The sequence below is a fragment of the Larkinella harenae genome, from assembly GCF_054780515.1.
Genome location: NZ_BAAGWE010000007.1, coordinates 177,986 through 197,710, shown reverse-complemented (window position 1 = coordinate 197,710; position 19,725 = coordinate 177,986). Strand labels below are relative to the sequence as shown.

The 19,725-nt window shown below is 47.0% G+C and carries 17 protein-coding genes; 11 read left to right on the top strand and 6 right to left on the bottom strand.

What is annotated here, in order from left to right; genetic code table 11:
- Positions 1 to 333: 333 nt before the first annotated feature.
- Complete coding sequence (locus ACYVH9_RS26010) at positions 334 to 708, top strand: hypothetical protein (protein ID WP_460639355.1); 375 nt, start codon at positions 334 to 336, stop codon at positions 706 to 708.
- 130 nt (positions 709 to 838) lie between these two features.
- Here the strand turns inward: ACYVH9_RS26010 and ACYVH9_RS26005 are convergent, their stop codons facing one another.
- Both ACYVH9_RS26005 and ACYVH9_RS26000 read right to left on the bottom strand, forming a co-directional pair.
- Positions 839 to 1,198, bottom strand: coding sequence for a hypothetical protein (locus ACYVH9_RS26005; RefSeq protein WP_460639354.1), 360 nt, complete (start codon positions 1,196 to 1,198; stop codon positions 839 to 841).
- Between the two features lie 140 nt (positions 1,199 to 1,338).
- On the bottom strand, positions 1,339 to 1,926 hold the full coding sequence (locus tag ACYVH9_RS26000) for a hypothetical protein (protein WP_460639353.1): 588 nt from the start codon (positions 1,924 to 1,926) through the stop codon (positions 1,339 to 1,341).
- Positions 1,927 to 3,161: 1,235 nt separating this feature from the next.
- Between ACYVH9_RS26000 and ACYVH9_RS25995 the strand changes: the two genes are divergently transcribed.
- The gene (locus ACYVH9_RS25995) at positions 3,162 to 4,406 is read left to right on the top strand and encodes a Tm-1-like ATP-binding domain-containing protein (RefSeq protein WP_460639352.1); all 1,245 of its coding nucleotides are present in this window, start codon (positions 3,162 to 3,164) and stop codon (positions 4,404 to 4,406) included.
- Positions 4,407 to 4,480: 74 nt separating this feature from the next.
- Entirely contained in the window at positions 4,481 to 5,281 is an 801-nt protein-coding gene (locus tag ACYVH9_RS25990) for a phosphoenolpyruvate hydrolase family protein (protein ID WP_460639351.1), read from the top strand.
- A 416-nt stretch (positions 5,282 to 5,697) separates the two neighbouring features.
- Here the strand turns inward: ACYVH9_RS25990 and ACYVH9_RS25985 are convergent, their stop codons facing one another.
- Complete coding sequence (locus ACYVH9_RS25985; RefSeq protein WP_460639350.1) at positions 5,698 to 7,395, bottom strand: tetratricopeptide repeat protein; 1,698 nt, start codon at positions 7,393 to 7,395, stop codon at positions 5,698 to 5,700.
- 674 nt (positions 7,396 to 8,069) lie between these two features.
- On the opposite strand from ACYVH9_RS25985, the gene ACYVH9_RS25980 reads away from it, so the two are divergent.
- The 4 genes from ACYVH9_RS25980 (at position 8,070) to ACYVH9_RS25965 (ending at position 12,149) form a co-directional block, all read left to right on the top strand.
- Complete coding sequence (locus ACYVH9_RS25980) at positions 8,070 to 9,014, top strand: universal stress protein (protein WP_460639349.1); 945 nt, start codon at positions 8,070 to 8,072, stop codon at positions 9,012 to 9,014.
- 71 nt (positions 9,015 to 9,085) lie between these two features.
- A complete protein-coding gene (locus ACYVH9_RS25975; RefSeq protein WP_460639348.1) occupies positions 9,086 to 9,211 on the top strand; it encodes a hypothetical protein in 126 nt (41 codons plus the stop codon).
- Positions 9,212 to 9,417: 206 nt separating this feature from the next.
- On the top strand, positions 9,418 to 9,783 hold the full coding sequence (locus ACYVH9_RS25970) for a hypothetical protein (protein WP_460639347.1): 366 nt from the start codon (positions 9,418 to 9,420) through the stop codon (positions 9,781 to 9,783).
- Between the two features lie 347 nt (positions 9,784 to 10,130).
- A complete protein-coding gene (locus ACYVH9_RS25965; RefSeq protein WP_460639346.1) occupies positions 10,131 to 12,149 on the top strand; it encodes a BCCT family transporter in 2,019 nt (672 codons plus the stop codon).
- Between the two features lie 95 nt (positions 12,150 to 12,244).
- Here the strand turns inward: ACYVH9_RS25965 and ACYVH9_RS25960 are convergent, their stop codons facing one another.
- Positions 12,245 to 12,790 (bottom strand): hypothetical protein, encoded by a 546-nt coding sequence (locus tag ACYVH9_RS25960; RefSeq protein ID WP_460639345.1) that lies wholly within the window; start codon positions 12,788 to 12,790, stop codon positions 12,245 to 12,247.
- A gap of 491 nt (positions 12,791 to 13,281) precedes the next feature.
- Between ACYVH9_RS25960 and ACYVH9_RS25955 the strand changes: the two genes are divergently transcribed.
- From ACYVH9_RS25955 to ACYVH9_RS25940, 4 genes are all read left to right on the top strand, one after another.
- Positions 13,282 to 14,127 (top strand): DUF1206 domain-containing protein, encoded by an 846-nt coding sequence (locus ACYVH9_RS25955; protein WP_460639344.1) that lies wholly within the window; start codon positions 13,282 to 13,284, stop codon positions 14,125 to 14,127.
- 667 nt (positions 14,128 to 14,794) lie between these two features.
- Positions 14,795 to 15,832: an SDR family oxidoreductase gene (locus ACYVH9_RS25950; protein WP_460639343.1), complete on the top strand. Its 1,038-nt coding sequence runs from the start codon at positions 14,795 to 14,797 to the stop codon at positions 15,830 to 15,832.
- Positions 15,833 to 15,915: 83 nt separating this feature from the next.
- Positions 15,916 to 16,323: a DUF2147 domain-containing protein gene (locus ACYVH9_RS25945; RefSeq protein WP_460639342.1), complete on the top strand. Its 408-nt coding sequence runs from the start codon at positions 15,916 to 15,918 to the stop codon at positions 16,321 to 16,323.
- 15 nt (positions 16,324 to 16,338) lie between these two features.
- Entirely contained in the window at positions 16,339 to 17,154 is an 816-nt protein-coding gene (locus ACYVH9_RS25940) for a helix-turn-helix domain-containing protein (protein ID WP_460639341.1), read from the top strand.
- A 173-nt stretch (positions 17,155 to 17,327) separates the two neighbouring features.
- Here ACYVH9_RS25940 and ACYVH9_RS25935 read toward each other — a convergent pair whose 3' ends face one another.
- Positions 17,328 to 17,828, bottom strand: coding sequence for a hypothetical protein (locus ACYVH9_RS25935; RefSeq protein WP_460639340.1), 501 nt, complete (start codon positions 17,826 to 17,828; stop codon positions 17,328 to 17,330).
- A 936-nt stretch (positions 17,829 to 18,764) separates the two neighbouring features.
- The gene (locus ACYVH9_RS25930) at positions 18,765 to 19,718 is read right to left on the bottom strand and encodes a metallophosphoesterase (RefSeq protein ID WP_460639339.1); all 954 of its coding nucleotides are present in this window, start codon (positions 19,716 to 19,718) and stop codon (positions 18,765 to 18,767) included.
- Positions 19,719 to 19,725 lie beyond the last annotated feature (7 nt).

Below are 19,725 nucleotides of genomic sequence, written 5' to 3'. Positions count from 1 at the left end.
TCATTACAATTGTAAGCGATTGCATCGATCAATTGGCTTTGTTACTCCACAACAGAAATGGGAGGAAGCCATAGAATACGACTCAACCATTTTGGAAAATCTGTCCAACTAATAAGGGGCTAAGACAATCTCCATAGGGGACACATTTAGTCTTTAACCATGTTCACCCGTAACTTGGAATCTATTGCTCAAATACTTTTGACCCCAAATAAGAATGACCAATCTATACCCAACTTGAAGGCTTTAATTCAGCTATCCTTACTAGCAAACCCTTTCGGGGCACTTACAAGACATTGTTACCGTAAACCCCTTCACTAAAAACTGATTTTGTATATGGCTGCAGGCTGGAAACTTTTACCCCCTTTAAGAGACGATGACCTACCTAGGGCAGATTATGGGGCACTCGTTAGAAAAGACTTCGACATCGTTAATCATAGTTCAGAATTCGAAGTTCTAACCGGCCTTCATTGGACTAAATTATCCCGTCAGGAAGTTTCAAATCTGAGAAGCTTAACTGATTCTACTGAATTGCGGAATCTATTAAGCTCTTATGGTTATGGAATTAGTCGTGGGACTATTATAGACATACATTCCGAAGAAGACCCCAACGATGCAGAATTTGACCTAATGATAAGTTCTAAGGAAGATATACCTCAAGAATTAATGGATGAAATAATGGGTTTTGTAAAGCGATACAGAGTTCAATAATTTGTATTTTTAAGACGCAGATAGCTCACAACGATCTATTATTTATGGCTTTAATCGAATAGCAAAAAATAGTTATACGACAGGACTGGGAGAAGTGAAATTTATCTACATATAACAGGATTATATTTATCTAAAGAGCATCAACTTCGATTTCCAAATGCCCTGATTTCGCTGTTATAGGCTGATAAACAACTGAAAATTGCTTATATGTAAAAGCCCTTGAGAGTTCTTTGTTGACAGCCCCTTCCCGAAGTTTTAATGTGTACGCTGAATCTATAATCATCGGCCCATTTGGAATGTAAACCAAAGCTTTGCCATCTAAATGACCTTTTACACGAACTTTTACGAGTGGATCTATAGATGGAAGAATAGACCTATTTTTTATAATAAAGGTCTGTTTTTGACTAACATCATCAACCGTGAAATCTCGGTCTCTGCAACTGGTTAACACTAAAAGTAGACCTACAACTATGAAGTTCTTTAATCTCATTTTATAAAAAAATCATACTGATGAAAAAGGATTCAAATTTATTATATTTTTCTATAAATGTTGTATAGCCATGAATGTGTTAGTCGAACTTTTTTCGGAATTATAGTGAATTTCAGAGCGTAAGATATTTTAAAGTAGTCTTATAGAGGTAATAGCCTTTCGTAGCTGCCATCAGGGTTAAAAATGATAACTACACTCCCTCCATTGCCCCCTCTAATTCGCGAGGCACCTCTCTTCACCTTTCGATTTGTAAAGGGCACAACGTCGTCGGTCCAGCGTGTTTTGATCACGGGCCGAGTATAAACACGATCACCAATAATTTGCTCTAAGCACTGATTTAAACGGTCCTTATCGCCAACAGTTGGTTTGAGGATAAGTCCATTTGATTCAGCATCGAAAATCAGGATTATGTCTCCATTGAATGAAGCAAATCGGTTAGGTGGATTGTCTTTATAGCCATCATCAATACTGGGTAAGAGCAACCAACAAAGTTTACCTTGTTCATTCTGGTATTCTCGCAACAGAACAATTCCTTTGTCATTTTTCCATTGATTTTGCTCACAATTTTGAATGAAATCAAATAGAATTTGACGCTTTTTGGAGTCAGTATCTAGTTTAACCAGCTTTGCTTCATCACAAGGTGGGGGATATCCCAGCTGAGCAAAAGTATTCAGACTTAAGAGTGCCAAACCTAGTAGTAGGTAGTCCCGAATTATGGTACGTTTCATTCAGAGCAGATTTGTTGTATAGGTGCTTATAGGTTGCTTTCGCCGAGCTGCTACGGCCTACCCCGCCGAGGAATTAAACATCGGGATTCGCGAGGCTCTTACCCTTATCTTTTGCCATTTGTAACTAATTCCCATTAACTTGTATTCTTTAGATAAGCACTTGTATAAATATTCAAAAACTACTACGATTATGCAAGTTCTCAATTATACCGACTTCCGGAAGAACTTCCGGGAAAAATTTGATGGAGTGAAAGAGAACTTAGAAGGCTACTAGTCTTGGCGAATTACCGAAGAACATCGACTCGTTTATTTAGTGACGAAGTAAAAAAAGCCAAATCCTCGTTAAGTGATAGGAATATTGCTTGAGTAGCGAATTGCATCTAAATTACTATATAATAAGCGTTCCTCTTTTGAACCTGTTATCAATCAAAGCTGTCTGGAGGAGTTCGAAAGGATTCTTTCAAAAGTTTTTCACCCAAGCCCCACCTCACCAAGCGTTATCTTGTCTCGCTGATAAAGAATTCCATCTCGCTCATCCGCATCCATCGAAAGTTATCAGGTAAAGTATAAACACCTAATCAATCTCTTTTGAAATGCCCAAATTCTATATTAAAATGTCGAATACGATTCACCGGAAGGTTAAATGACTTCGACTCGATAATGCCGATATAGTCATGGCTCATTGACACTACTTTTCTTGATGCTAAACCAGAACGATTCGCTATCAACAAGTCAGGCCAGAAAGGCGTTAAAAATGGTCCAGCAAAGTATTTTACCTGAAAATTTTTCTGCTTGCTGGCTATCAGATTAATTAGTTTACCCAGCCACCGGAGAATTTACCCATTCGTCGCGTAGCACGCTAATCTTGCGGCTTGGGATTGCCGGTTTAATTGAGGCACGATGCAGTCTCCCTCATAGCCACTGTAGCGACGGCCTGGACTCATTCAGCCAGGTTTATGTGAAGACATAGACAGACATTTTGGGGTTTTCTAGCTCAAAGGGACGGTTACCGAAGAACAAATCGTACCTTGTTTCAAAACCTTGAAGAAGATGGTCGGACGGATGTCCCGAGGAGCTGGACGACGGCTTCACCTTCGGTTTCGTAATGACGTTTACCAGTCTCGCATCCCGAGCACCTACCTGCCTCATTCCTTACGATGAGCCTGCGAAAGAAGGAGTTGTGTCGACGTTGGAGCGGGTAGCGATTTTTGTAGATTTAATAACGCTGTTTTTATATGGTGGCAGACGGACAATGTATTCTGATGCTGGGGTGCTTTGATACAAAGGGCGAGGTATTTGCCTTGCTCCGAGACAGGATTCTGGCGCATGGCGAGCAGGTAATGACGATGGATACAGGCGTTTATGGTACCCAAAGCGCTTTCGATGTCGATTTTGATGCCAATACCGTTGCTTCCGAAGGGGGGTACTACCTGGAGAAACTCCGTGCCGAACGGGATCGTGGCAAGGCGATCGATGTGATGGGGCGTGGTGCAGCGAAGATCGCTGCCCGGCTCATAGCGGATCGAAAAATCAAAGCCGTGATTGGCATGGGTGGGGGGGGCGGTACGTATATCGCGCTCACGGCTATGCAGCAAATCCCGCTGGGCATTCCGAAACTATGCCTGACAACCCTGGCAGCCAAAGACCTTTCCCGGCAGATTGGCGATAAAGATATCACCCTGATTCCTTCCGTTGTGGACGTGGCCGGGATGAACCATATTCTGAAACGGCTGGTGGAACAAGCCGCAGCGGCCATCTGTGCGATGGCCAATGTGACGGCAACGGATAATCCTGCAGTGGCGGGTACCATTGCGATCAGCATGTTTGGTAACACCACCGCCTGCGTCGATAAATGCACGGAATTACTCAAGTGCGAAGGCTATGAAGTGCTTTCGTTCCACGCGACGGGTGTAGGGGGAAAAACCATGGAGGCCCTCATCCGGGAAGGCAGCTTCGACGCTATCCTTGATGTGACGACAACGGAACTGGCCGACGACTTATGCGGGGGCATTTGTAGCGCCGGTCCAAACCGACTTACGGCGGCAACGGACATGAACATTCCACAGGTCGTTGTACCGGGATGTCTGGATATGGTTAATTTTGCGCACCTTGACATGGTGCCGGTTCAGTACCGGGACCGGCAGCTTTATAGCTGGGCACCGGATGTAACCCTGATGCGGACCAATGTGGAGGAAAACCGGATGCTGGGAGAAAAGCTGGCCGAGCGGGTAAGCCGCTCGCAGGCCCCGGCTTCCATTGTCATTCCACTGCGGGGTATATCGCAGGTCGATGCTGATGGGGCGATTTTTTACCAGCCGGAAGCAAATGCCGCTCTGTTCGATGCCATCCGGCAGCACGCGGGTGAACACATCAGGGTAGTTGAAACCGACCTCCATATCAATGATCCGGCCTTTGCCGAAACATTAGTTCGTACCTTGCTTGGCCTTTTACAGAAAAAGAACAGTCATTCCATCAATTAGCGTTACAATACATCATGCCAAACCCATGGACAGGTAAGGGAAATCCTTACACGAAACAGGAAGTTAGAGACCGTTTGAAAAAAAACATTGAAGAGAAAAAAGCAATCGTTGCAGCGGGTGCAGGTACCGGTATTAGTGCGAAATTCATCGAAAAAGGGGGGGCAGACCTGATTATTATCTACAATTCCGGGCGGTTCAGAATGGCGGGACACGGTTCGACGGCGGGTTTAATGGGATACGGCGATGCCAATGCCGTAGCAATGGAAATCGGCGAATTTGAAGTGCTGCCGGTGGTTGAAGAAATACCGGTGATCTGTGGTGTGCACGGTTCCGATCCGCGTCGCCGAATGTGGCATCATTTGCTGAAGGTGAAAGAGATGGGTTTTTCAGGGGTCAACAATTTCCCAACCCATTGCATTGTTGACGGCCATTTCCGGCAGGTGCTGGAAGAAACCGGAATGGGTTTTGATAAAGAAGTTGAAATGATCCGTTTGGCAACGATGATGGATTTGTTTTCAATAGTGTATGTGGCCACACCGGAAGAAGCCCGTAAAATGGCGGAAGTGGGCGCCGATGCCATTGTTGCCCATGTCGGCACGACCGTGGGAGGCTCCATCGGTGTAACGGGAGCGGCTGTTTCGATGGATTATGCCATTGAACGAACCCAGCAAATAGCCGACGCGGGTCGTGAAGTGAATCCCGACATTTTCTTTCTAACCCACGGAGGGCCCGTGAATACGCCCGACGATGTGCGCCATATTCTTGCTCATACCGATGTGCACGGATTTGTGGGGGCGTCGTCGCTGGAACGGATGGGAATCGAGCAATCGCTGACGGACTTGACGCGGGATTTTAAAAGGATTTCTTTAAAATAAAGGGAATGCCGTTCTGCTTTGAAATGTCGGGGTAATTCAACCTTATTTCTCCTATAAAGTGCGCTAAAAACGCTCCAGTAAGTCGCAACTGAAAGTTGACAAAGAGGCCGGGTCGTCGCTACGGTGATTATAAAAAGAGAAAAGTTGGTGCTTTGATAAGGATCAACCTCTAATTCCCGAGCCTACTCTTTCACCGATCCTTCGGCAAAAGAGTAGGCTACCGGTTCACCGGCACGGGTTCATTTCCTTCAAAGCTTACCTGGCAATTAGGCCCATTGAACGTAAACACCCAAGCGAAAGCCTTAGTACCGAATAAAAGCGGCTGGCGATGAATAGCTAACTGGTTTTCTTGCCCCAGAGAATGCTGTCAGCGTTTGTTTTGCGCTGACAGCATTGCCCAACCGAGTGAATCGAGGCTACTTTTGAGTCTCCTCCGGCTCCGGGTATGCGATTTGAGCCAGATCTTTATTGTCGGGAAGCATGGTTAGACCCCGCTTGAGCCATTCCTCACGGGAGGAGTCATCTTTTGAAACCCGTTCATGATACGAAATTAAATACGTAAAGGCCAAAGCGAGATCTTTTTTGTACCGCTGGCGGTCTTCCTCCTTTTCGGCAACCATTGTGATAAACTGTTCAAAATAAAGTTTGGCCTTCCCATTTTGGACGGCTTCTTCAGGCGTATACGCATAATAATTTGCTTTGGCCCGGTACAATACCGTCGGAGCGTAGTCGGGTGCCCCCTGCTGGGCCAGGGCAAGGGCTGAATCAGCTTTTGCGAACCGAAGGGTATCACGTACCAGTTTTCCCAGGCTGTCGCGCTGGAAACCCAGCGTGTAGTTACTCATCCCGTACCGAAATAGATCCTGCATGTCGGCTTTAAATCCGAGGTTGGCCGCCGAATCCAGCGAGGCAACGGCTTTCGGATGCTGCTTGGTTCGGTAATAATACTTGGCAACTTCGCTGTACAGGTTCTCACTGGTATCGCCCGGAGCCGCTTTCTCCAGGTGGGAGACCCCCAGCGAATCGTCTACGGTTGTTTCAGTCGCCAGGTAAGCCTGGCCTAAATACTTATGATCATCCGGCAGGGTCTTTTCCGGTGCTTTTTCCAAAAAGGTAGTGAGGTTTTCGATGGATTTTTGGGGTTCTTGTAAGGATGCGTATGCCCAGCCCTGGATGCGGTAGACAATGGGGTTCTGAGCCAGCAGCGACCGGTTGCTATCGATGATAGAGACCGCTTTTTGGTAATTTTTGGCCAGGAAGTGAAACTGTGCGGATCGTAACACGATTTCAGGCCGCCTATCTCCTGCTACCTGCCTGTACTGATCCAGGTAGTTAGCTGCGTTTTTATACTGGTTGACCAGGTAGTACAATTCGGCTAACTGCCGATACGCCGGTGCATAGGAAGGACTGGCTTCAATGGCCTTTTTGTAGTGGTCAACGGCCAGCGTTAGATTACGGCCCTGCCAGTAGATATCCCCAATGCGTTGGTAGACCCTGGCCGGATTCATCCCTAATTCCAGCGCCGTTTCGTAGCGGGTGATAGCCGTACCGGATTCACGGTTCAGGTGATGGGCGTCACCCAGAGCCAGCTGAATCGCGGCATTCTTTTTGTCTCGACTGGCCGCCCGGTTCAAATACGCAATGGCTTTGGTTGCATCGACGGCCTGGGGATAGCGGGGTCTGATCGAGCCACTATCAGGGGTAAGATAACCGGTAAAGGCCTCCCCAATGCGGTACAGAATTTGGGCATTTTTGCCTTTGCTTTTCGCGATGACTTCCGCCAGGATAGGTGTGGCCGCTGCGCTATTTTGCACTACCACATCCGTAATTGCCAAGCCGGTTTTGTTGAGTGGAACACGCTTTTCATCGACGGGCACCCCTTTCTGGAACCAGATCCGGGCCGAATCAGGCTGGCCCGATCGCAGGTAAGCGTAACCGATTTCAAAATAGGTTTGTGAGGATGGATTTTTGGCCGCCTGTTCGCTAAGCATGCGCTTCGCTTCATCAAATCGGCCCATATTCATTAATTCGGTTGCATCCGTGGTAGGAGCTTGCGCCAGAGCGCTGGCGGATAAGCTGGTCAGTAAGTATAGGGTTTTAATGGAGGTTTTCATAGGCTTTTTTAGGAATGACACCCTGCCAACCTGGCAAGGCCTGTCCGCAAGATGAGCCTTAGTTCTAAAAAGGAGCTTAATATTTTCTTAGAATAAGTTTAGAGAATCAAGAAAAAATAACAATTTCAGCATGAATGGCAAGGACAGGATGGTCGTCTTTTCGACCGATCGAGGGTTCGTTGATGCATTCGTGCCGGCCTAAAAGACGTTCAAATCGCTGTACCCATTAAACTTCTCTAAGTATATTCTAAGGCCAGCTTAAGGTGCTATTAAGCTGGCAGATGCACCTTTGTACCGACCGAGATACACCGTCCATTCCTTTTAGCGTAACCATCAGGCGTCACCGCTTACCACAAAATGGGCGTCCATCAGATCGCTGCGTAGTCCCCTAAAGGGTGCCAGGCCCGCTATCCCTGCTTGGACGAGTCGGGCAAAACGAAACGAGTTGGCATCGCTGGAAACCAGGAAGGATCAATACGCCCGTTAGCAGTATGAGCGGGTCAACTGGATGAGTGATGTCCGAAACTTCTTTCGGAACACCGAAAATTTCAACCGAAACCATTCGGGCGCTGCCCCGCTCCATATTACGAAAAGGGGACCGGAAAGGTGTTTACTGGAGCAAAAAGAGCTGTTTTCATGATACAGCTTACTATTTCACATTACCCTCGACCCGTATGAAAAACGCAACGATTCGCCGGATTTTGGTTCCGGTCAACTATAAGAACATGGCTAGAAGCGTGTTGTACTTGGCCTCAGCGATGGCCCGCCGGCATGGGGCCACGCTTTGGCTGCTGCACGTGGTGGATCCCGATCACTTTGCGTTTCCCTCTGGTGAGGGCCTGGCGGTTTCCTTACCGAGGGAGGAAATACTGCACCGTGAAACCCAGCGCCTTACCCAATGGGCAGCCGAAGTTATGACTGGGCTGACCGTTCCCTATGCCGCGAAATGCCGAATTGGCCCGGTCGTCGAGCGGATTTCAGAAGTCTCCCACCAGGTGGAGGCTGATTTGATAATCATGGGGACCCCTAAAGGTTCAGGCCTGTTCCGGTCCCTAATGGGCCCCAAAGCCTACCGCACCCTGAAACAGGCCCCTTGTCCCGTATTAACGGTTCCTGAGTCGGTTCAATCATCAGACTTCAAGCGGATTCTTTTCCCTGTTCGTCCCGTTTTGGGCGTCCTGGACAAATACGATTTAGCCCGAATCATTGCTCAGAAAAACAACGCTCATCTGACCTTGCTGGGCTTACCACATGGGAAAGAACCGCTCAAAAGCGAGTCCGTGCGTATGGCCATGTCGTTGCTCAACCAACGACTGGATGAAGACGCGATTGAAACGAATGGTTTGGTTGCCGAAACGGATTCGGCCGTTCAAACCCTTGTCCGACAGGCTGAAGAATTGGGTGCTGATCTGATTGTCAGCACAGCGGATTTGGACTTCTGGCACTGGGTAACCAGTCCTTTTATCAAACAGCTTATCAGCCGGGCTACCGTTCCGGTGCTGGCAGTGCGGCCCCCTACTTTTAGCGGAAATACCAGCACTCCTTCCCACGGTAGACTGCTTCCCAGCCTGCCTAGCTTTAGGTCGTTTTATCCTTCTTATGAGCCATTGGGTTCGTAAAATGAATAATTAATTCGGGCTTTCCAGGATTGAGTCTATATCAAGCAAGCGCCGGGTGCGTTTTACACCGCATGTCAACTGACTTAGCCAGGAAGCGTCGGCCCTTACTGAACGTTCACACGGGGCTGTTTCATTCCGCCCGTAAAACGCTGACCTTCCTGCCGGATGGGCTTGCCGTTGTTTTTGAACGAATCTGATCTCGGCCCTCATGCCTTCGGTCTGCGGCATTAAATAACAGGAGATTGGGGGAGGGCAACTAATTTAATTTTTTGATCAGTCGGTCCCCGTTTGTACGGGCAAGGTGGCCGTTCTTTTTAGCCCTGAACCGAGCCAAGCCTATTTCAACAAATACCAGGTCCCGGCTACGGGTGCACACCTGGCCATCCCATTTAATCTAACTGCAATGAATAAACAACCCTATATTTCGCAAGTAATCACCTGGGTTCAATCACAGGGTTTTGAAAGCATCAAGGCAAACCTACCCGAAAACGAAGCATTCGAAGCGCCGAGCGGTTACGGCCGTCAACAGGATGATGAAGAATTTGTTCCGGATGTAACGGGCAAACAGTTTCACGAAAAGTCTTATTTTGAAGTCATTCTCAAAACCCATAACGTCAATCGACTCGTCTCCAAACTTAAACTAATGAGTGTCTTGGCCGCTCGAAATGAGGGTCACTTATACCTTATGGCTCCCAAGGGCCATTACCAATTTGCCAAGAAATTAAACAAAGAACATGCTCTTCCGGCTCGACTGGTGCGGCTCCCTTGATGGGAAGTGGTCGTCCCGTTTGCTGGAGGAATCATTCCTGCGGTATAGTCCAAAAAAGTAAGCCAAAGGGCTCAAAAACTCCCTCCCCTAAAGCAGCTGAGCATCAGCTGCTTTTCTTTCGTCTTGAAGGTGCCCGAAAAGAGCGTGATTAGACCAGCAAAAAACACCGTAGCCATCGGGCCTACTTTTTTGCTTTCTGGATGACTTTGTTAAAGTTCGTAAGGGCCGGTCGCTCAGTTCAGGGTAGCACCAATGGTTATTTTTCCTAACTAGGGTACCTGCTGTCCTTTTCAACCCGTAGGCTCATTGGGCCTACCGAAGTCGAGCAGGTAAAACCAACAACAATCATGGGCCTACAAAACCACATTTCTACCCTATCCACCTTCAGAAAAGGGATTATGGTACCCAGTTTGCTCTTCATTCTTTCCGTTACGGTTGTTTCCAGCGTCTTTCCGGGGTTGACGGCTGCCTTTTTGGGCCAAGTTCAGGATTGGATCTTTACCAATTTAAACTGGGTTTACGTTTGGTCAGTGACTTTTTTCGCCTTGTTTTTGGTCGCTCTGGTTTTTAGCAAATATGGCGCGGTTCCGTTAGGCGATACGGATTCGGTCCCGGAGTATTCCTTTTTTTCGTGGATATCAATGCTGTTTGCGGCTGGAATGGGCATTGGTCTGATGTATTTCAGCGTGGCCGAGCCCATTTCCCATTTTTCAGACCCAACCTTTCGGCAGTATGATGCTGTCCAGCGCGCCAAAAATGCCCAGCTGTACACCTTTTTTCATTGGGGAATTCATGCCTGGGCGATTTATGGGGTTGTCGGTTTGTCGTTGGCTTACTTTACCTACCGCTATAAATTACCCCTTTCGCTGCGCAGTTGCTTGTACCCAATTTTAAAAAATAAAATCAACGGCATCGCTGGCGATGCCATCGACACCTTTGCGCTGTGCAGTACGTTTTTTGGCATTACAACCACCCTAGGCTTTGGGGTAGTTCAACTTAACGCGGGGCTGGTGGAAGTAGGCATCATTCCCAGCAAGGGATTCGGGTATCAGGTGGTCATTGTCATCGTAATCATGGTAGTTTCAATTTTGTCGGCTACCTCCGGGGTCAGTAAAGGAATTAAATTTTTGAGCAACCTAAACATCGTAAGTGCGGTTTTATTTATGCTCTTCATCCTTGTTTTGGGGCCAACGGTCTTCTTACTGGGCTCTTTTTCGGAAGGAATCGGCTACTACTTCAATCAGGTCGTGAATCTAACGTTTAACACGTATGCCTATGAACCGGCCAGTCAGCCCTGGTTTTTTAGCTGGACGATTCTGTACTGGGCCTGGTGGATCTCCTGGGCGCCTTATGTGGGCTTGTTTATTGCCGGCATTTCAAAGGGACGCACCATCCGCGAGTTTATCGCTGCCGTCTTGCTGATTCCCACAGTCTTTAATTTTTTTTGGATGACCGTTTTTGGCAATAGCGCCACGTGGTTGGATCGCACGGTGGCCCAGGGGGCTTTAGGCAGGATGGTTGGCCAGGCGGATGAACTGCTATTCCGATTCCTGGATTATTTCCCGGCCGCTGGCGTCACCAGTACCTTGGCTATTTTCATCATCTTTGTCTTTTTTGTCACCTCGGCCGATTCAGGCATTTATGTCATGAATACGATTGGCTCCCATCAGGCCGTTAAATCCCCGAAATGGCAACTCGTGTTTTGGGGTGTCCTGCTGGCCACATTAGCCCTGGTGTTGCTCAACGCCGGGGGATTGCAATCCTTACAAACGATGACCTTGATTACGGCGTTGCCGTTTTCGGTTATTATGCTGCTGTTCTGCTATAGCCTCATTCAGGGATTAATCGTAGACCATCATTACCACAGCCGGGGCTTTTCCCCCGCCACCAGCAATTGGTCGGGGGAACGATGGCAGGAGCGCCTGGAGCGAATTGTATCCCTTAAAACCCAGGGGTACGTGGACCTTTTTATGCAGCAAACCGTTCGTCCGGCACTCGACGAACTAGCCTCGGAATTCAACCGGCGGGGTATTAGCGCTTCGCTAAAAACGGCAGAGAACCCGTCGGAATTGTCGCTCACCATCCACCACGCGTTGATCGATGATTTTACGTATGGCGTTCGCAACCAAGCCAAAACCAACTCTAGTTTTCTGGTCAAGGAAGAAAACGTCCCGGGGGTCATGACAAATCAGTCTTTCGTTCCAACAACGTTTTTTAGCGACAATCGCTTGGGGTACACGATTGAATACTTTACCCAAAAAGAAATTATCGCGGATGTATTGAAGCAATACGAACGATTTTTGGCCTTATCTTCGGAAGTGAACAACGAGATCTTTACGGATATCAGGTTAAAACGCAAAGAGTAAACACGTGTAATCCAGGCTTTAACCTACCTTCAATTAATTCAACCATTTATTCAAAAACGTGAAGACGTTTGATAGGTAAAAAATCTGAAGAACCATTAGGGAGCCTGTTCAGGATGGATAACGCCATCGCGTATCAGCTTTGCCACAATAGGGCGTGCCGAATAATATTCTTTGGTCAACGGATGAGCTGCTGCAGCAGCTTTCCAGAAAGACAAGTTTGATTCTACCGAGCGCATTTCAAAAACGAACTGCGAGAAATCATTGCCTTCCGGAGCGTCGAGGGAAAACAGGTGACCTGAATAGGTTGGTTCAACAAACAGAATGACTTCACTCTGACATTCCTGGGCTCTTTTTTGAACCGTTACGGTGTGGTCTGCTGGCTGAAGCGGATTCAAAGTTAGGGTACACAACTCATAGGAAGAGGGAAAACTACGTATGAATTCTTCAGCATAGCGGTCATTCGCTTGGCGAAGCTTCATCACTACTAAAATCCGTCGGAAAGAAGTCGGCATTGCTTCGGTTTTCACTTTGGAAACAAGCCCTCGTCGGTCGGCACGCAATTTTGAATCGGGGATTGCATTGGATCTCATTACATAACAACCCGATAGGCCTGCCAGCAAAAGTGTCAATAGTGCCTTCATAACTTTTGTGCATTGGTTAAGAGGACTGCGCACTAGGTATTCAGATAACGGATAGGGCACCGTATTGTTATGAACAGCCAGGTGCAACACCAGCGAAGCTGAAATGGCATCCGGCAATAGGGGATTGTGTAAGGCAAAATTACCATAAATCCGTTCAAAACGCTTGTCTATAAAACCCTGATGCGCGGGTCGCTGTCAAGGGTTTTGACCAGTTCAGGCCTAGCCTGAAAAACCTGTTGTGCTGCTTGACTTTGCAGCTCCGCTTTGGGGGACCACCCGTCGATGGCCGCTGGTCCAACGGCTCGCCGGGACAGGCTTTCAGTAGACGATGGTTTTGGTTTCCTCCTACTTAGATCAACTATGCATTACTGCCATAAAAGGCCCAAAAAATGGTATCAGCGTAACACAAAACATTTATTGGCCGAAATCGATTTTGTTATTGACAGAAAATCGATTCTACTGAATGCACCCTACACAAACCGATTTTGATGATGAACTTATCCAGCATCTCCGCCCACATTCCCTCGACCCAACCGCAATGGGTGAAGCGTTTTGCCAAGCTTGGCCTGATGGCCAAAGGAGTTGTTTACTGCCTGGTTGGGATACTAGCGTTTATGGCTGCTTTTGAAATCGGTGGCAGTTCGGAACGCAATCTCAACAAACAGGGAGTTTTTCGATTTATACTGCATCAACCGTTTGGGCAGGTTTTGCTGGCACTGGTGGCCACTGGTTTGGTCTGCTACGCCCTCTGGCGCCTAACGCAGGCTTTTCTCGATACCGAGCGCAAAGGGACCGACGCCAAAGGCATCGGTCGTCGGTTAGGTTATGCCTTCAGCGGGTTATCCTATGGGTTCCTGGCGTATGGTTCTTTCCGCATGGTTCTGGGTAGCCAGGGTAATCAGGGTGGGGACCGTTCGCGCCAAAGTATGGTTGGGGAAATCCTGCAGAAACCGTTTGGTCAATGGGTGGTCGGCCTGATTGGCGTAAGTATCATTGGCATCGGGTTGTACCAAATCTACCGGGCCTGGTCGGGTAAATACCTGAAAAATGTCCAGACTTCTTCCATCAAAACCGAACTAAAGGAGATGATCATCCGGTCGGGAAAAATAGGTTATATCGCGCGGGGCATCGTCTGGGGGCTGATCGGCTACTTATTTATTAAAGCGGCTTTGGAGGCTAATGCCAGCGAAGCCGGAGGCAGTAGCCGTGCTTTTGCCTTTCTGGAGAAGGCCAGCTACGGTTCTTTTCTGCTTGCCGCCGTAGCGCTGGGTTTATTTTGCTACGGAATATTCATGTTTGTACGCGCGCGCTACGAAGTAATCAATACGAGTAGCTAAGTCAACCCGGCGAGCCCGTTCATCGGAGAGGTAAACAAACGTAAACCGCAACCCGGGGATCTGGTGCTATTCGAAGCCCTGGCCTGGCCAAAAGTCTAATGAATCGCGGCCCAGTAGGCGTTCGTTAAAAACTGGTGAATGAAATCCACATTCAACCAATCGGCATTGGTACTTATCACAAGCTGTTGGCTAGGGTTCATGGTCGATGGTTTGGCTACATAAGTAAAAATGGCCTATCAGCAGAGAATGTCCACAAAGGAAATCTAGTTACTTACCTTTATCAAAAAGAAAGCTACCAAGGGCTAACAGCCTCCATTGAACCGCACTCAATCAACTACGTTTATTGGTGATATGTAAGGCGATGAAGTTGGTCTCAGGGCTGCAACCGTTCGATGCCGATGTAGAGCATGACTTCGCCTGGTATTTAGTAATTCATTAAATACAGATGGTGAGCATAGTGTATTAAATTCTCAAAATACGCTTCTAACTGTGCGATTAACGAAGCTTTTTATAGTGCTTTTCGGACGTTTTGTGAGCCATTAATCTTTCTCTCCATTCAACAAATTCTACCCGGAATCTGGACTTTTTAAGACAATAAGTTTGGACTTTTCAAGATAACCCTCGGATGACCCAAACGGTAACTTTGCATCCATAAATTTGACTCAAGATGGAAAGATCAACCACAGTTCTGGTGACCGGAGGTACAGGTGCCGTTGGCGCCTATTGTATACTTCAATTATTGAAAAAAGGATACCTGGTAAAAACAACGCTCCGCTCGATCGACAAAAAAAATGTTTTGATTCAGATGCTCAAAACAGGCGGAATCACCTCGTTTGACAACCTTGCATTTATTCAAACCGATCTGGCGACAGATGCCAACTGGGACCAGGCGATGAGCGGTTGCCACTATGTTTTACACATCGCTTCGCCAACCCACGCTGGTGCGAAGGCATCTGAAGAAGAAATGCTAAGCCCGGCGGTGGAAGGTACGCTCCGGGTCCTAAAAGCAGCCAGAGACGCAGGTGTAAAACGGGTTGTGATGACATCTAGTTTTGGGGCGGTCGGTTTTAGCAATAAAAAACGCAATGCGGAAACAACAGAGGCCGACTGGACTGACCCCAATGAAAAAGGCTTGTCGGCTTACGAAAAATCAAAAGCATTGGCCGAACGAGTGGCCTGGAATTTTATCCAGCAGGAAGGCCGCGGCTTGGAATTAGTAACAATCAATCCCGTGGCGATTTTTGGCCCCTCGCTGGGGGCCAGTAAGTCACCCAGTCTTGGTATACTAACTTTTTTATTGGAAGGTTCTAGGAAAGCGATTCCTAATATTGAGCTTAATGTGGTTGATGTTCGGGATGTTGCGGATTTACACATTCGGGCGATGACTACTCCTGAGGCCAAAGGCCAACGCTTTATTGCCACATCCGATGGTAAAATTTCGATGCCCGAAATAGCGCAGTTACTCAAAAAGAAGGTGCCTGGTGTAGCGCAAAAAGTTCCAACAGGTATTTTGCCCAACTGGATTTTATCCATAGCGGCATTATTCAGTTCACAGGCCAAGCAGTCGGTTGCCTTGCTGACAATAAACCGAAACGTAAGCAACGCTAAGGCGAAACATGTATTAGGTTGGTCGCCCATTGCTACGAAGGAAGAAGCCATTCTGGCGTCAGTGAACAGTATGCTTCAACAGGGGGTGCTCCAATGAGCCATCGTAAAAGGACAAACAGGACTACTTTATTCGTTCTTAGTTCTATAGCATTGGTTATCTTTCTTGTAACGAACCTAGATATGGCGCAACCCTCGTCATTTGCAAAGACTTACCCCGATGAAGTGATTGGTATCTGGGTTAGTGAGGCCCAAGACTCTAAAATGGAAATCTACCGATCCGGAAATACCTATTGTGGGAAATTACTTTCGGGTTGGGGGAATAAGCTGTACGAAAAAGATGGAAAAACGCTCAAAAAAGACACTAAAAATCCAGATTATAAACTACGAAACCGGACCCTTTACAACATGGAATTCATTACAGATCTGACGTATAAAGCGGGTGAATACACGGGTGGCAAATTATACGTTGCCCAAATGGGTCGCCATTTTAGCTGTAAAATGAAATTCAATCAGGGTACCTTAGTGATGCGGGTGTATGCAGGTATCCCTTTGTTGGGAATGACCAAAAAGTGGACTAAAGTCGCTTAAATTCGGACGTGAAACATGACCTCAACTGAATCCAAAGCTCCGTTTAATGAGCCAAAAGTTATTCCGGAGCAATTTGTCCCCGATCACGTTTTCGTTTATATCGAGCAGGGAAGTATACACTGTTATGACGGGAGCAAAAACCAAGTTTTAGGCTCCGGTGAGTCCTATTTGTTTCGCAAAAATCAGTTGATCCGGTACTTCTTAATAAAAGGAAGTGATGGAACCCGGTTCATCCGCTTATGTTTAGAAGAAGCATTTCTGAAAAAATTTCTGGAATCGCATCACCCGCCGGTCCCCAAGTTTAGCGCACCGGATGCTTTTATCAAGATTAAAAAAAACAAGTTAATCCCTGATTTTATTCGTTCGTTAAAGCGCATTTACTACCAAGGTGAAATTGACGAAGCCTTCAGCAAGGTTAAACAGGAAGAGTTACTGATTATTTTATTGCAGCATCAACCTGAGCTGGCTGGGATCCTATTTGATTTTGCGAAACCGGAGAAAATAGACCTGGAAGAATTTATGCTCCGCAACTATAAATTCAATGTGAGCGTAGAAAAATTTGCTTATTTGACGGGGCGTAGCCTATCGGCCTTCAAACGGGATTTCAGCCGACTATTTAATCAAACACCCAGCCGATGGCTGGTACAAAAGCGCTTGCAGGAGGCTTATTTTCTGCTGCATGAAAAGCACAAAAAACCCTCGGAGATCTACCTGGATTTAGGCTTTGAAGCTTTCTCACACTTTTCGTTTGCGTTCAAAAACCAATTTGGGTTGACGCCAACCGAATTAACCGAGAGCGGCAAATACTCCGCCGTTAAAGCCCAAGCTTAAATCCATTATCCAGCTCAGAGAACGCTCATTTAAAGGGTTATTGACACGTGAATTAATCTGTAAAGAAAGCAACAAGGATGAAACAATGATCTAAACAAGTCTTCTCATTTCAACTGAAGTACAAAGTGATGCAACTATAGTGCCCCAGCTATTTTTGCCACTCACTCTTCTATTTACAAGGAAAAGGTAACTCCCAGGGAAGCATTCCAATAGCCTCGACGCATATCTGTCGTTCCATTTTCATGCTCAAATCGATGAACGGTCTGCCACAAGTACAACCCTTCTACAAACACGCCGACTTTAGAAAATGTCGTTCGGATTCCAACTTTGGGAATAAAGCCCAAACTGGTATTTCTTTTTAAAGTGGTTCTACTAGGAATGGCTTTAAATTGATTGATAAATAGCCCCGTTTCCAGGCCTAGATAGGGATTAAATTTTTTCTCAGTCAATTGGTATTCAACTAGTCCGGTTAGGGGGCAGTGGTTCCAAACAACACCAAATCCTGCCACGGGTCTGCCATAGTATTTTTCCGGATCTGGTGAAACCTTATGCTTAAGGTACCGAACCGTTAAACCAACGTTCACTTTGGGATGGATGGTCCGTTTGAGGCTAACGGTTACGCCGTGATCAAACATGTACTTTCCGGCTAGCCCAAGGTTAGTATTATAGCCCATACTAAGTGTCGTTTGAGCGTTACTGGTTGAAGTCTAACTGACCCACATTAAGAGTAAAAGTATCCAGTGTCGAGTATCCAGCCGTATTTCATCCATATCAATGAAGTAAGATGTGTGAAATCTCTTGCCTTTTGTCCAGTTCTTTGTTGTTCTCTTTTGTAATCAGCAAAATGTAGCGTCCTGCCCCAGATCAAAAATCAAAAAATGCTGTAGTTGCTATTGATGAATAAAGGTCACCATCCGAAATTAGTATAAAAAAATTAATCGAATGATGGAAATAACATTTAACGCTTAAGTGATCTAGATGCCGGTGGATTGGCAGGCAGACGGAGTAGTCATCATGACCGTGGTTGGTATTACTTTTTGATATAAAAGACGTCGAAAAAGTTAAATAAGAGTTCTACACTGTTGGTGGGCTGCTCAGAATGGGTTTACTTCCTGGCAGTCGCTGGTGGGGATTTAGGACGTTTTTATCCTATCCTTTTCCGGGCTGGCCGGATGGCTCAGAACAACCAGAATGAGAACCGAACTTGGCAGCAGCTGGATGCTCATTTGCAGTTTATGAACTGGCTCTCGACGAAAAAGCCCTCTAAAAACGCCCTGAAGCAGTATAACCGGCTCAATCCGTCATAGTCAAGTCTGTGGAAATGAGCCGCTCTGATTTTTTAATGGACTTTGAAATTGTTAATGATTGGACCCAGCAAGCTCTCTACAAATGTCAGCTGCAGGCTCACCAGATCGCCTACTCGGCAAGTCGCCACATGAATGAAGCGGGTATCGGTTATGGGCAGATGAACCTCTATGAAGACCATCCCCTGCTTTGGAAATGTGGCCCGTCTCACTATTATACTCTCCATGAAAGAGCCAGAAACGGTATTTACATGTGAACTGAAAAAGAACCAGCCAATGCATTTTTACACGCACCGGCTGGTTCTTTTATTTTTTGTCGACAAACTTCACCCCTGAGAATGAAAAATTTGTCGAGTCAGTTAACGTTTTGTTGTAATATGGTGAGTACATTTTAGCCGAAATGGTTCCAGCCTGGGGATCAATTTCGAGCAGTCGGATGTAGCCCCCGCCATGATCCTGCGACTGATAGTTCTGCAAAAGCTGGTAAATATGGTTTCCTCGCTCACCCAGATCATCGCGCCAGGCCGAGTAAACCACGTGGCCACTCAGCACCAGCAGCACATTGGGGTGTTTGCGGATTAACTGGTCATAAATCTGCGCCGGGCTTAAATCACCATATCCGGCATTCCGGGTGCTGATTTCACCGGTCGGATTCAGATGATAATGGGTCAGCACAATCACGTTATGGTTGGGGTGGTTTTTCAGAACCGTCTGCGCCCAGTCAACCGGGCCCTGTCGGGCGCAGAATTCCAGCGCCAGCACGAGCCAGTTTTTCCCGCCCGCCGAAAAGGTGTACCAGGCATTGTCGCTCTTGTTTTCCTCGTAGCGGCCCCGCTGCATTGGAAACCGGCTCACCGGAAAATAGGTATTGAACTTGCCCGTTTTTCGCAGATTCTGGTTGACGTTGCCCGGTGCGGCACTTCCGGCATTGTGCCGTACGGCCCCGGTATCGTGATTGCCCAGCGTAACGGCGTAGCCGATGCGGGCGCTGTCAAGAACCGTAAAGATTTTGCTGGCCGTCTGCCAGTGCGTCACCGTGTCGAAGTTGACGATATCGCCCACGTGCAGCACAATCGGTATATTGAGCGAATCCTTTTTGTGCACAATCCAGTTCAATTGACTGACAAACATTTCGGGCTTGGCACTAACCTCCTCCTGCGTGTCGGGCAAAACGGGAATGGTAAACTTCTGGCCCCAAACCGTCGTGCTGCCAACCAGGAAGCAAAAGAGCAAGGCACGGTATTTTAAGGTAAATTTCATGAAAATC